The sequence below is a fragment of the Georgenia sp. 311 genome (genome assembly GCF_006151955.1).
Taxonomy (GTDB): Bacteria; Actinomycetota; Actinomycetes; order Actinomycetales; family Actinomycetaceae; genus Oceanitalea; species Oceanitalea wutianyii.
In genome coordinates, this window is sequence record NZ_VDFS01000060.1 from 85,428 (window position 1) to 100,530 (window position 15,103).

Here is a 15,103-nt window from a genome sequence, read left to right on the forward strand (position 1 = left end):
CACCGGCCGGCCCGGACGGGTTGGCAGACCCGGTGACCCGCGCCAGGCGCGGTGAGAGGAAGAAGCAATGACGCTCACACGGTTCCGTCGAGGGGTCTCGGGCGCCGCGGTCGCCGCCCTCGCGCTCTCCGGCGCCCTGCTCGTGGCCCAGCCCGCCGCCGCGGACGCCCGGCTCCTAGCCCACTACCCGCTCGACGAGAGGGCGGGCACGGTGGCCCTCGACGCCTCCGGCTCGGGACGGGACGGCAGCTACGTCGGCGGTCCGACGCTCACCGGCGGTGAGGGGGTGCGCCTGGACGGCACCGACGACCACGTCCGGCTCCCGGACGACCTCCTCGCCGGCCTCGGGTCGATCACGGTGAGCGCCGACGTCCTCGTCCGCGGCTCCCAGCGCACCCCGTACTTCATCTACGGCTTCGGCAACACCGACGCCTCGGGCGTCGGCAACGGCTACCTCTTCGCCACGGGGGACGCCTACCGGGCCTCGATCGCGACCGGCGACTGGAGCACGGAGCGGACGGTCAGCAGCGGCGCCAACCTGCCGCGCGACCGCTGGCAGACGATCACCTACACCCTCGACGACGCCTCGGACACCGCGCGGCTGTACCTCGACGGCGTCCAGGTCGCCGAGACGACCGGCGTCACGACGCGGCCGGGGGACATCGGCAACGGCGCGACGACGGCCAACTACCTCGGCCGGTCGGTCTATACCGCGGACAACCGCCTCGCCGGCAGCCTGCGCGACGTGCGCGTCTACGACTCCGCCCTGCCCGCCGCCGAAATCGCGGCGCTCGTCCCGTCCGACGAGACCCGCCTCGAACGCGACGCGGCGGTCCTCACCCTCGGCGACGTCTCGGCCGTCACCGAGGACCTCACCCTGCCCACCACCGCGCCCAACGGCTCGGCCGTCACCTGGACCTCCGAGGACGAGTCCGTGGTCTCGGCGACCGGCGCCGTCACCCGACCCGCCCCGGGCCTGCCCGCCGCCCGGGTGAGGCTCACCGCGACCCTGTCCCGGGGGGAGGCGACGCGCACGCTCGACGGCTTCGTCACCGTCCTGCCCCTGCCGGACGAGGACACCCGCGCGCAGGAGGACCTCGACGCGATCGTCATCCCGAACGCCGACGACGTCCGCGGCAACCTCACGCTGCCCACCACCGGGCCCGTCAACGGGAGCGAGGTCGTGTGGTCCGCGAGCCTGGCGGGCGTCGTCACGACGACCGACGCCGACGGCCGCCGCGCCGGGGTCGTCACCCGCGGCCAGGACGACACCGCCGTCACCCTCACCGCCACGGTGCCCGGCACCACCGCCGTGCGGGACATCCCGGTGACCGTGACCGCTGCGCCCGTCGACCTCGACACCGACTACACCGCCGGCTACCTGTGGACCCACTTCGCCGCCCAGGGCGGCTACGAGAAGATCTTCCTCGGCCACAGCGAGGACGGCCTGCACTGGACCAAGCTGGGCGGCAACCAGCCCGTCCTCGCCAACCTCGGCGGCGACCTCGGCGTGCGCGACCCGCACCTCGTGCGCTCGGCCGACGGCGACAGGTACTGGATCATCGGCACCGACCTCCACGCCGAGGGCGGTGGCCCCGGCGGGTCCGGCTGGGACCAGCTGAACGCGAGCCAGAACCTCGTCGTGTGGGAGTCGACCGACCTCGTCACCTGGAGCGACCAGCGCATCGTCTTCGCCGGGTTCCCCCACGCCGGCAACGTCTGGGCGCCCGAGGCGGTCTACGACGAGGCGAGCGGTGAGTACTACGTCTACTGGTCCGCGCGCGACCGCCGCGAGAACGAGACCGAGGACTGGGCGCTGCGCGTCTACGTCACCCGCACCCGCGACTTCGTGAGCTTCACCGAGCCGGAGGTCTGGGCCTCGCTCAACGAGCAGGGTGACGGCGAGGGCGGCCCGAACATCATCGACTCGACCATCGCCAAGGAGGGGGACACCTACTACCGGTTCTCCACCTCGGACTGGCACACGGTCATCGACACCGCACCGAGCCTCGACGGGCCGTGGACGACCGTCGTCGCCCGCGGCGAGGCGGCCGCCCACGGGCTGCGCGCCTCCATGGAGGGCCCGACCGTCTACCAGCTGCCCGACGGCCGTTGGGCCGTCATGGGCGACCAGAGCGGCTACTACGGGCACGTCACCGACAGCCTGGCGAGCCTGCAGTTCACCCAGCTCACCGTCGGCCCCGGCCCCGACCAGTACTCCTTCGACCAGCGCTTCCGGCACGGCTCGGTCCTGCGTCTCTCGGCGGCCGAGGAGCAGCGGCTCCTCGAGGCCTACGGGGACGGTGAGCCGCAGGAGCCTGGGGAACCCGGTGAGCCGCGGGGGCTCGTCGCCGAGTACACCTTCGAGGACGGCACGCTCACCGACGCCGTCGGCGAGGCCGACCTCACCGCGCACGGGACCGCCGCCGTCGTCACCGACCCCGAGCGGGGACAGGTGCTGCGCCTCGACGGCTCCGCCGGCGGGTACGCGGCCTTCCCGGTCGGCTTCTTCGACGGGCTCGACGAGCTCACCGTCTCCTTCGACATGAGGTCCGACCTCACGAGCGGGAACTTCTTCTCCTTCGCCTTCGGCCAGGGCGAGCAGGCCTACTACTTCCTGCGCACCCGCGGCGGGGAGGTGCGCAGCGCGATCACCCAGACCTCGTGGCGCGAGGAGTCCGCCGTCACCGGGTCCGTGAGCCCGGGCCAGTGGCACCGCTACGACGTCGTCCTGGACGGCGACACGATGGTCCTCTACGTCGACGGCGTGAAACTGGGCGAGAACACCGAGCTCAGCGCGACCGTGAGCGACCTGGGCACCGACCTCGTCGGCTACCTCGGCCGCTCGCTCTACGCGGCGGACGGCTACTTCCGCGGCGCCTACGACAACATCCGCGTCCACGACGTCGCGCTGCCGGCCGACGAGCTCATGGGGGCGGACCAGCTCATCGACGTCTCGCTCACCGACCCGTCGGTGCTCAAGATCGACCCCGTCGTCAGCGGCGCCGAGCGGACGGTGACCTTCCCGGTCCTCCCCGGCACCGACCTCACCTCCCTCGCCTCGACGTTCACGGCCGCCGCCGGCGTCACCGTGAGCCCGGCCCCCGGGACGGTCGTCGACCTCACCGAACCGGTGGAGTACACCCTGACCGCGGCCGGTGGTGCCACCTACACCTGGACGTTCACGGCCGTGGAGATGCGCAGCCCGGTGCTGCCGGGGCTGTACGCCGACCCGAACATCGCCGTCTTCGGCGACACGTACTACATCTACGCCACCACCGACGGGTACCCCGGCTGGGGCGGCAAGGACTTCTACGTGTGGACGTCGAAGGACCTCGTGAGCTGGGAGCGCTCGGCCGAGCCCTTCCTCACCCTCGACGGCGCGAACGGCAACGTCCCGTGGGCGACCGGCAACGCGTGGGCGCCCACGATCATCGAGCGGGACGGGAGGTACTACTTCTACTTCAGCGGCCACAACGCCACCTACGACCGCAAGACGATCGGCGTCGCCGTCGCGGACCACCCCGAGGGTCCCTTCACCGCCCAGCCCACGGCGATGATCCTCAACAACGAGACCGTGACGTCCGGGCAGGCGATCGACCCGGCCGCCTTCCACGACCCGGAGAGCGGGAAGTACTTCCTCTACTGGGGCAACGGCCGCCCGGTCTACGCCGAGCTGGCCGACGACATGGTCTCCCTCGTGCCCGGCACCATCCGGGAGCAGCAGGGCCTGACGGACTACCGCGAGGGCACCTTCGTCAGCTACCGGGACGGCACCTACCACCTCACGTACTCGATCGACGACACGGGCTCCCCGAACTACCGGGTGGGCTACGCGACGGCCGACAGCCCGCACGGGCCGTGGACCTACCGCGGCGTCATCCTCGAGAAGGACCCGTCGCTCGGGATCCTCGGCACCGGCCACAACTCGGTCCTCAACGTGCCCGGCACCGACGACTGGTACATCGTCTACCACCGGTTCGCGATGCCCGGCGGGAACGGGAACAACCGGGAGACGACGATCGACCGGCTGACGTTCGACGAGGACGGCTTCATGCAGCGGGTCACGCCCACCCTGGAGAGCGTCGGCCCGCAGCGCGTGGAGCTGCCGCCGGCCGGCCCCGCCCTCACCGTCACCGCCGAGACCCGCTGCGTCGTCGGGAAGGTCGTCACCGCCGTCCGGGTGGCGAACGAGTCCGCCGAGGCCGTCACGGCCACCGTCTCCACGCCGCACGGGACACGCACCCTCACCGTCGGCGCGGGCTCGACGTCCTCGGTCGCCCTCACCACCCGCCTCACCGCGGTCCCCGCCGGTGAGGCCACCGTGACGGTCGAGGGCCACGCCCCGGTGACCGCCGCCTACGGCCCGTCCTCCTGCCGATGACCACCCTGGAGAGTGACATGAGCATCCTGTCCCGACTGGGAAGGGCGGCCACAGCCGGCGCCGCCCTCACCGCCCTCGTCCTCGGAGGGGTGGTGAGTGCCCAGGCCGACGTCCCCGACGACGGCCTCGTGGCCGAGTACCTCTTCGACCAGACCTCGGGCGCCACCGTCCCGAACACGGCCCCCACCGACGTCGGGCCCGCCGTGGTCCGCAACGTCCGGGACACCGACTGGACCGGCAGCGCGATGACCATGCGCGGCGGGTCCAAGACCTCGACCGGCAACTGGGTCGAGCTCCCCGACGACCTCCTCGCCGGCCAGGAGTCCGCCACCGTCACCGCCGAGGTCAAGGCCTCGGCTGCCATGCTCGACGGGTTCCACTTCCTGTGGACCATCGGCAACGACTCCTCGGCGACCGAGTACTTCTTCGCCTCGCTCAACTGCGGCTCCGGGCGCGCGCCGCTCGTCGGACTCAAGTCCGGTGGGGTCGAGCGGCTCGTCCAGTCCGCCTCGTGCGGCCTCAGCGCGAACCAGTGGGTCAACGTCACCACTGTCGTCGACGGCGCGGCGGGCACCGCCTCGCTCTACCTCGACGGGACGCGGGTCGCCCACGGGGCCATGGAGACCACGCCCGGCGACGTCCTCGACCAGTCGCTCAACACGATCGGCCGCGCGCCGTGGCCCGACCCGCTGTTCCAGGGCGCCGTCTCCGCCTTCCGCGTCTACGACCGCGCGCTGAGCGCGGACGAGGTCGCCGAGGTGTCGGCGACCGACGTCCAGGCCCACGCCGACGAGCTGCGCGCCCAGGCGCAGGCCGTCCTCACCGGGCTCGACCTCGCCGACGTCGAGACGAGCTCCGACCTCGACCTGCCCACCGCGGGCGGACGCGTCACCTGGACGTCGAGCGACCCGGCGGTCGTCGCCCCGGACGGCGCCGTCACCCCGCCGCTCGCCGGCCAGGAGGCCGTCACCGCCCTGCTCACCGCGACCGCCTCGATCCGCGGGATCGGCGTCAGCCAGGCCATCACCGTCACCGTGCTGCCCTCGACCGAGACCCCCGCCGAGCGGGCCGAACGGCTCGCCGGACGCGTCGTCGTCCCGCCGGTCGTGGCCTCCGGGACGGCTCTGCCGCCGGCGCCCGACGGCACGAGCGTCGTCGTCGAGTCGGTGACCGGCGCCGACGTCGTCGACGGCACGATCGTCGCCGACGAGCCGGTCGACGCCGTCATCACCCTCCGCGTCACCGACACGGCGACCGGCGCGAGCACCGCGCGCACCTTCACCACCCGGGTGCTCCCGGACGCGACGCGACTCCTCGCCTACAGCCGCGTCCCGACGAGCGCGAGCGAGGCGAACAACGCCGACGTCGCGCTGAGCATGCACCTGGCCCTGGAGGAGGGCGAGGGCTGGACCCCGCTCAACGAGAACTACGGCATCTTCTTCCCCCGGACGTCGACGACGCCCCCGATCGAGGGGACGTCGGCCAGCATCGTCCGCAGCCTGCGCGACCCGCACCTCTTCCACCTGGCCGACGGCTCGTTCGGCATCGTCGCCACCCGCACCGCCCGCAACGGCGGTTCCGACGGCACGCAGGCGTCGAGCATGCTCCTCGCGCGCAGTGACGACCTGCTGGGCTACGAGGAGGTCGGCCTCGTCGACCTCGGTGTCACGAGCGGCGTCAACGACCCCGCGGTCGTCTACGACAGCGCCGCCGAGCGCTACGTCGTCACGTGGACCTCGGACGCCGGGTCGGCCATGTACACGACGTTCGCCGACCTCACCGACCCGTCCACCCGCTCGGCCGCCCAGCGCGGCACCGTCGCGGCCACCGGGGGCATCGGCGAGGCCGGGGTGCCGAGCTTCGCCACCGGCAACACGCTGCCCGTCACGGCGGACGTCGTCGAGGCGTTGCGGGTGCGGTTCGGGCGCATCGTCAACACCGAGGTCCGCCCGCTCGAGGGCGTGACCCTCGAGGAGGGGAGCGAGCTCGCCGCCGCGGACCTGCCCGCCCGGGCCGAGCTCGGCTACACCGACGGCTCGACGGCCACCCGCGCGATCGAGTGGGACGCCGACTCCCTCGCCGCCGTCGACACCACGACTCCCGGGGACTACCAGGTCACCGGCACCATCAAGGCGCCCCAGTACGCGACGCCGTTCGCCGACGAGCGTGCCGACCCGACGATCTTCCGGTTCGACTGGAACGGGCAGCAGAAGTTCCTCATGATCGCGACCGAGGACCTCGACATGAACCCGATCGATCCCGCCAACGGCCCGCACATGCCGTTCCGGGTGGCCGACCGGGTGGAGGACCTCTCCGACGAGGCGGTCCGGGACGGTCGTACCGTCGAGGTCGACCTGCTCCGCGCCGGTGACACCGACGCCGACGGTGGGGTGATGACCGGGTGCTTCTGGGCACCGGAGATCCACCTCATCGACGGCACCCTCTCCATCCTGTTCATGCCCTGCTACGACGGCTCGAACGGCCGGCCGGACATGTGGACCGGGCGCGCGAGCATCATCCAGCTCAAGCAGGACGACGAGGGCAACCACCTCGACCCGGCCGACCCGGCGAGCTGGACGAAGGCGCAGAAGGTGCTCCGGGCGGACGGGTCGATCCTCAACCCGATCCAGAACATCTCGCTCGACATGACGTACTTCCAGGACTCCGGGCAGTCCTACTACGTGTGGCAGATGCTCGGGGCGCTGTTCATCGCCCGGACGGACCCGAGCGACCCGACGCGTCTGACCTCCGAGCCGGTCCGGGTCACCGCGCCGGAGTTCGCGTGGGACAACACCATCGCCGAGGGCGCCAACGTCCACGTCCGGGACGGGGTGATCTACATGATCTACTCCGGGTCCACCGTCGGTGACACCTACACCACCGGCCTCCTCACCGCGCCGGCGGGGCAGGACGCCGACCTCACCGACCCGGAGGTGTGGACGAAGCTCGGCTACCCGGTCCAGAAGTCGGGGATCTTCAACGGTGAGTGGCAGCTCGGCACCGGCCACGGGATGTGGTCCCACGACGAGGACGACAACCTCCTCTACGTCTTCCACGCCCGCACCGACAACCGCGGGCTGTCCGGCCGCGACATGTTCGTCCGCCGCGTCCACTGGGCCGCGGACGGCATGCCGGTCTTCGACATGGAGGCCCACGAGGAGATCGCCCCCGGGAACGAGACGGTCACGGTCACGGTGACCGTGGCGCCCTCGGATGGGCTCGACGTCACGGCCACCGTCGACACCCGGTGCGTCGTCGGACGGGTGACCCAGGCCGTCCGGGTGACCAACGGCGAGGAGGTGCCGGTCGAGCTGACCCTCACCTCCGAGTACGGGACGCGGACCGCGACCCTCCAGCCCGGCCGCACCGCCTCCTACGCGTTCTCCACGCGGCAGGCGGACCTCCCGGCGGGGGCGGTGACGGTCGCTGCGGAGGCGACCGTCGACGGCGGGTCGGTCGAGGACTCCGTCACGGTGACGCACGCGGCGCGCACCTGCTGAGCCGGCGGCCCGCCCCCGCACGGGGGCGGGCCGCCCACCACCTGAACCCCTTGGGCACTGTCGATGTGTGCGATAACATGAGGGCGACGGACGATGGGTGTCCGTTGCGCAGGACGATGACGTTGGGAGCGCACTCGTGATGGTGCAGTGCACTGCGGGCCGGCGGGGCGACCGGTGTTCACCGCGGGGTCCTCGAATGTGCTGCCGCGAGTTCTCGAAACGCTCGGGAATTACCGGAAGAATGCGCGCCCCGCACGCCCGTCGGACTTCCTTGTGCACGCTAACATCCGCTGTTACGATCGAGCGATCGGTGAGTGACGCCGCATTACGGGACGTTCTCACCGAGTTCGAATGTGAAGAATCTCCGTGGTCGCCGCGCGCGGCGTCGTCCAACTCGCCGGGCGGCCGTCCCCGCGTGGCCGGGAAGGGCTCGGTCGACGACGACCTGGAGGACTGAACAGTGCGCCGCGCAGGAGCGGTGCGTCGCGGGGGATGGGCAGTAGCAGGGGTACCACCACGTAGGACGGTGACCGGACGGACCGGTCGCTCGCACGTTCGGCTCGGAGACATGCCGGCCGGGAACTGGAGACACGAATGAACAAGAAGGGTCTGCTTGCCCGCGCCGGTATCGGCGCGACAGGGGCGATGCTCCTCATGGGCGGCGCCGGCGTGGCCGTCGCCGACGAGATCGCCGGCGAGGACGTCGAGGTCAACGTCGAGATCCAGGAGCTCGAGCCCGTCGGTGCGCTGACGATGAGCGTGGCTGCCGACTCGACCTCGCTGACCGAGGTCGACTCCGGTGACCCGGAGATCCGCCAGTTCGACGGGACGCTGCCGACGGTCACGGTCGCCGACGACCGCGAGGAGGTCCCGGAGAGCGTCTTCTGGTACGTCACCGGTCAGTCCTCCGCGTTCTCCGCCGACGGTCTGCCCGCGCTCGGTGCCGAGCACCTCGGCTGGACGCCGAACCTCATCACCGACGACGGCAACGTCGCCGAGGGCGACGAGGTCCTCACGGTCCTCGACGAGGGGGACGACGCCGTCGGTCTCGTCGCCGAGGAGCTCCTCGCGCTGACGTTCGACTCCAGCGAGGCGCGCCCCACCGGTGAGTGGGACGTGAACGCCGACCTGTTCCTCAAGACGCCGAGCGACGTCGCGCCGGGCAGCTACTCCGCCACCATCACGCTCACCCTCTGGGAGGATGCGTACTGACCGGTCGCCGGACCGACTGACTGACGGGTCGGGGTCGCGCCTCGGCGCGGCCCCGACCCAGACTCATGGGACTGCCAGTGACCACTGCACCTCGCCCCGCGCTCCGCGTGGCCCTCGTCTCCGTCCTCGCGCTCCTCGCCGCCCTCCTCCTGTCGGCGCCGGTGGCGGCGCAGACGCAGGAGCCCGCCGTCCGTTGGTCGACCACGCCCGCGGACGAGAACGGGCCCGACGGCCGGCGCGCGGTCGAGCACACCCTCGACCCCGGTGAGGTGGTCGAGGAGCACCTCGCCGTGCGCAACGTCAGCAGCGAGGAGGTCACCTTCTCCCTCGACGCCGCCGACGGCTTCTACACCCGCACCGGCCGGTTCGACATGCTCGCCTCCGGCGAGGAGTCGGTGGGGGCCGGGACGTGGATCACGCTGCCGGAGACCGTCACGGTCGCCGCCGGGGAGACCGAGGTCGTCCCGTTCACCATCGAGGTGCCGCCCAACACCGAGCCGGGTGACCATGCCGCCGGCATCACCGCCTCGGTCCGGTCGGTGCAGACGGCCGAGGGTGGCACGAGCGTCGGCGTGGAGAGCCGGGTCGGCTTCCGCGTGACGACCCGGGTCACCGGTGAGCTCACCCCGTCGGCCGCCGTGGAGAACGTGCGCGGCAGCTACGAGGGGAGCTGGAACGCCTTCCGTCCCGGGCAGGTCTCCGTCTCCTTCGACGTCGTCAACGAGGGCAACACCCGCCTGTTCGTCGACGGCACGGTCTCGGCCGGCGGCAGCACCGTCGGGCTCACGGACGAGCACCCCGAGGAGGTCCTGCCGGGTGACACCCGCAGCCTCGCGGTCGTCGTCGACGGCGTGTGGCCGTGGTTCGCCGTGCCGCTCGAGGTCGCGGTGGTCCCCGAGATGCTCGCGATGGACGGCTCGACGGCGGTGCTCGACCCCGTCGTCGTCAGCGTCGTCGTGTGGGCCGTCCCGTGGCCCCAGCTCCTTCTCCTCCTCGGTGCCGTCCTCCTCGTCGGGGCGGTCCTGTGGGGCAGGCGCTCCTCGCGCCGCAGGCTCGAGCGGATGCTCGAGCAGGCGCGCGACGAGGGACGCCGGTCCGCGGTCGAGGACCCCGCCGCGACCCCCTGAGCCCCGCGGGCGTCGGGAGCGGCCGACCCCGCGCGCAAGCAGCGGCATCTTGCTAATGTTAGCGATAACGTCACCGGCTGGGACGCCGGTACGACCATGCTCGACGGAGAACGATGGCGCCCATCCGCGACGCTCGGCCCCGGGCCCTGGTGCCCGGTGAGGCACGCGCGCCGCGGCGCCCCGAACGCAGCAGGACCACACGACGACGTGCGACGACGCGCGTCCTCCAGAAGGAAGGACAAGCTATGAGACGACGACGACTAGTGGCCGCCGTGGCGACCGCGGCACTCGGAGCGGGCATGCTCGCGGCGGTACCTGCCGCGACGGCTGCCGAGCCCCCGGCGGACGGGCTCGTGCTGCACTACCCCCTCACGGGGCGGGGCGGCACCACGGCGCAGGACGCGTCCGGCAACGGGCGTGACGGGCAGATCGTCGGCGGTGCCGAGCTCGGCGCCGGCGGCGTCACGCTCGACGGCAGCGACGACCACGTCGTCCTGCCGGACAACATCACCGCGGGCCTGGACGCCATCACGGTGTCCATGGACGTGCTGCTCGAGCCGCCCCACAGCGGCAACTACTTCCTGTTCAACCTCGGCAACCCGGCCGTCGGCACCCCGCAGTCCGGCAACGGCTACCTGTTCGTCACCGACACACCGAACGTCGCCCGGGCCGCGATCTCACCGGCCGCGTGGGGCGGGGAGCAGAACGTCCTCGGGACCCAGAAGTTCACCCGCGGCGTGTGGCAGCACGTGACCTTCACCCTCGCGGGTGGCACCGGCAGCCTCTACGTCGACGGCGAGCGCGTCGGGCAGAACACCGAGATCACGATGACCCCCGGGGACATCGGCAACGGCGTGACGACCGCGAACTACATCGGACGCTCCGCCTACGACGCCGACCGCCGGGTGGACGGGAGCATCAAGGACTTCCGCGTCTACGACCGGGCGCTGTCGGCGGAGGAGATCGACGCGCTCGTGACCGCGAACGCCGAGGCCTCCCTCGCGCTCGACGCGGAGGGGCTGACCCTCCCCGACCTGGACGCGGTGACGAGCAACCTCGACCTGCCCGCCGCCAGCCCGGGCGGCTCGGCCGTCACCTGGGCGACGTCCGACCCGTCCGTCGTCACCGCCGACGGCGTGATCACGCGCCCGGCAGCGGACGAGGAGCCGGCCACGGCCACCCTCACCGCGAGGCTGAGCCAGCGCGGGCTGACTCGTGAGCAGGTCTTCGAGGTCACGGTCCTCCCGCTGCCAGCGGACGAGGCCCGCGCGCAGGCCGCGGCCGACGCGCTCGTCGTCCACGACGTCGACGACGTCCGCGGCAACCTGTACCTCCCCACGAGCGGCACCGACACCGCGACCGTCACCTGGGAGAGCTCGGACCCCGGCGTCATCACCGCCACCGGCGAGGTCTCCCGGCCCGCCGCCGGCGAGGCAGCCGCCGAGGTCGCGCTCACCGCGAGCGTCACCGTCGGCGCGAGCACGGTGACCCGCGTCTTCGACGCCACCGTCCCGCCGCTGCCCGAGGCGCAGCCGTACGAGGGCTACCTCTTCTCCTACTTCCTCGGAGAGGGCCTGGAGCACGGCGAGCAGGTGTACTTCTCGCTCAGCCAGGGCAACGACCCCCTCGCCTACACCACGCTCAACGACGGCGAACCGGTCATGGTGTCGACCAGCGGCGAGATGGGGCTGCGCGACCCGTTCATCATCCGTTCCCCGGAGGGCGACAAGTTCTACCAGATCGCCACCGACCTGCGGATGTGGAACCAGTCGAGCGGGAGCTGGGACCAGGTCCAGCGTCAGGGCAGCCGCAACGTCGTCGTCTGGGAGTCCACGGACCTCGTCAACTGGTCCGAGAGCTGGGTCGCCGAGGTCGCGCCGGAGAACGCCGGCAACGCCTGGGCGCCGGAGATCTTCTACGACGACAGCATCGGTGAGTACGTCGTGTTCTGGGCCTCGAAGCTCTACGCGGAGGACGACCCCGACCACACGGGCGCCGCGCACAACCGGATGATGTACTCCACGACCCGCGACTTCCGGAACTTCAGCGAGCCCGAGATCCTCATCGACACCGGCTCCTCCGTCATCGACACGACGATGATCGAGCACGACGGCGACGTCTACCGCTTCTCGAAGAACGAGGAGAACCGCACCGGCTCGAACCCGGGCGGCAAGCACGTCTTCCAGGAGGTCGGGTCCGGACCGCTCACCGACGACTTCGAGCTCGTGAGCGAGGCGGTCGGCGCGGGCAGCATCAACCAGGGCGAGGGACCCCTCGTGTTCAAGTCGAACACCGAGGACCGCTGGTACCTGTTCATCGACGAGTACGGCGGCCGCGGGTACGTGCCGTTCACGACGACGGACCTCGCGAGCGGGGAGTGGACGATGATCGGCTCGGCCGACTACTCCTTCTCCCAGCGCTACCGGCACGGCACCGTCCTGCCGGTCACCGGCGCGGAGTGGGAGGCGCTCGACAACGCCTACGGCGAGGGCCGGGTCACCGACCAGGAGGCCGTCGAGGCCGCCGCCGCCGCGCTCGCCATCCCGAACGTCGACGACGTCCGCGGCAACATCACCCTCCCGACCGAGGGGGAGGAGGGGACCGCCGTCGTGTGGGCCTCGAGCGACCCGGACGTCATCACGACCGACGGCGTCGTCGCCCGTCCCGCCCACGGGCAGGACCCGGTGACGGTCACGCTCACCGCCACCGTCACCAAGGGGGCGGCGAGCGAGGTGCGGACCTTCGAGGCCGTCGTCGTCCCGCTGCCCGTGCAGGAGGAGCGCGAGGCGTACTTCTTCCCCCACTTCAAGGGCGAGAGCACGGCCGACGGCGAGCAGGTCTACTTCGCCGCGAGCCGTGGCAACAACGCCCTGGACTGGACGCCGCTGAACGACGACGACGTGGTCCTGGAGTCCACACTGGGTGAGCAGGGGCTGCGTGACCCCTTCATCATCCGCTCGCCGGAGGGTGACCGCTTCTACCTCCTCGCCACCGACCTCAAGACCTACCGTCCCGGGCAGGGACCCGACTTCGCGCGGGCCCAGCAGTCCGGCTCGCTCTCGCTCATGATCTGGGAGTCCACCGACCTGGTGACCTGGAGCGAGCAGCGCATGGTCGAGGTCAACACCCCCTACGCCGGGAACACGTGGGCACCGGAGGCGCACTACCTGGAGGACCAGGGGATGTACGCCGTGTACTGGGCCTCCAACCTCTACGACACGACGGACGTCGCCGGGCGCAGCACCTTGGACAGCTACAACCGGATGATGATCTCCTTCACCCGGGACTTCGTGACCTTCACCGAGCCGGAGGTGTGGATCGACATCCGCCGCCAGCCCGGGCGGGGCATGATCGACTCCACGGTCGTGGAGCACGAGGGGACGTACTACCGCTTCACCAAGGACGAGCGCAACGACATCATGGAGGTCCTGCTCGAGAAGTCGCCGGACCTGCTGCGCTACCAGGAGGGTGCCGTCGGCACGTCGTGGGAGCTCGTCACCGAGCGGATCGGCTCCGGGGACCCGCTGCGTCACGCCGAGGGACCCACCGCGTTCAGGGCGAACCCCGGTGACGTGAACATCGAGCCCGGCCAGGACACGTGGTTCCTCTTCCAGGACTGGCCGCCGTACGGCGGGGGAGACGGGTACGTCGCGTTCTCCTCCACCGACCTCGACGACGCCGACAGCTGGACGCACGAGCCCGGCCTCAACCTCCGCGCCCGGCACGGCACGGTCCTGCCGATCACGCGTGCCGAGCACGAGCGGCTGCTCCGCGCCTACCAGCCGGACGCGCTCGTGGAGTCGGTCGACACGGTCGAGGTCACCACGCAGGCCGGCGTCGCGCCGGAGCTGCCGGCGACGGTGGGCGTCACCTACGCCGACGGGTCGACCGGTGACCTGCCGGTGACGTGGGAGGAGATCGACCCCGCCTCCTACGCCGCGCCGGGGCAGCTCGAGGTGGCCGGTGAGATCGAGGGCGTGTGGCTCGAGGCGCGTGCGACGGTCACGGTCGAGGCCGCCGGCCCGCACGTCACGGTCGAGGCGGACACGCGGTGCGTGCTCGGCAGGGTGGTGATCACCGCGCGGGTGACCAACGAGGGGGCCGCGCCGGCCGAGGTGGAGATCGCCACCGCCTACGGCACCCGGACGGCCACCGTCGACGGCGGGCGGACGAGCTCGTACGCCTTCACCACGCGCCTGGCCCAGGTGCCCGCGGGCGAGGTCGGCGTGACCTCGGCCGGCGCGTCCACCAGCGCGGCCTACGCGGGACGTTCGTGCGGCTGAGCGGACGGTGACGGCTCGGCCCCCTGGTGAACCGGCCAGGGGGCCGAGCCGTACTCGCCACGCACGTCGTCCACGGTCACGACGACCTCCGGAGCGAATTCCCGAGGCGACAGGCGATGGTAAAAATAGTGCGTTAGCGATAACATCGGAATTGGACTGTAGTTCGGGCGGACTCAAAGGACAATGGCATGTCTAAGTCGATCGTTCACGCATTCCGGGCAGCGGCGCTCGGAGTGCTGATCCTGGCGGTGCCGCTCACGGCTACGGCCCAGGAGGCGGAGCCCGGAGGGGCCGACGTCGGGGTCGAGGTCGAGATCACCCCACGCCCTGCCGAGCCGACCACCGAGCCGACCGTGCCGGCGACCCCGCCGGCGACCGACCCCACGACCGCTCCCGGCGTGGCGCCGACGGTCCGGCCGACCACCCCGCCCCCCAGCGGCAGCCTCCAGGAGACCGGCTTCACCGGCCTCCAGGCGCTCGTCGCAGCCGGCGTGCTCGTGCTCGCCGGTGGCGCGGTGCTCGTCCACCGCCGACGCACGGCCTGACCCGCACCCGAACGCCGCGGCGCCGCCCTCCCGAGGGTGCGGCGCCGCGGCG

At 71.8% G+C, this 15,103-nt stretch carries 6 protein-coding genes; all 6 read left to right on the forward strand.

The genetic code is table 11. The features are described 5' to 3' along the window. Positions 1-67 precede the first annotated feature (67 nt). The gene (locus tag FHE66_RS13080) at positions 68-4,384 is read left to right on the forward strand and encodes a family 43 glycosylhydrolase (protein ID WP_139073407.1); all 4,317 of its coding nucleotides are present in this window, start codon (positions 68-70) and stop codon (positions 4,382-4,384) included. 17 nt (positions 4,385-4,401) lie between these two features. Beyond that, positions 4,402-7,884: a family 43 glycosylhydrolase gene (locus FHE66_RS13085; protein ID WP_168202746.1), complete on the forward strand. Its 3,483-nt coding sequence runs from the start codon at positions 4,402-4,404 to the stop codon at positions 7,882-7,884. Between the two features lie 594 nt (positions 7,885-8,478). After that, a complete protein-coding gene (locus FHE66_RS13090) occupies positions 8,479-9,096 on the forward strand; it encodes a hypothetical protein (RefSeq protein WP_139073409.1) in 618 nt (205 codons plus the stop codon). Positions 9,097-9,173: 77 nt separating this feature from the next. Then, entirely contained in the window at positions 9,174-10,223 is a 1,050-nt protein-coding gene (locus FHE66_RS13095) for a DUF916 domain-containing protein (protein WP_230976437.1), read from the forward strand. A 245-nt stretch (positions 10,224-10,468) separates the two neighbouring features. After that, a complete protein-coding gene (locus tag FHE66_RS13100; RefSeq protein WP_176554779.1) occupies positions 10,469-14,506 on the forward strand; it encodes an immunoglobulin-like domain-containing protein in 4,038 nt (1,345 codons plus the stop codon). A 188-nt stretch (positions 14,507-14,694) separates the two neighbouring features. Then, complete coding sequence (locus FHE66_RS13105) at positions 14,695-15,051, forward strand: hypothetical protein (protein ID WP_139073412.1); 357 nt, start codon at positions 14,695-14,697, stop codon at positions 15,049-15,051. The last annotated feature ends 52 nt before the right edge of the window (positions 15,052-15,103 follow it).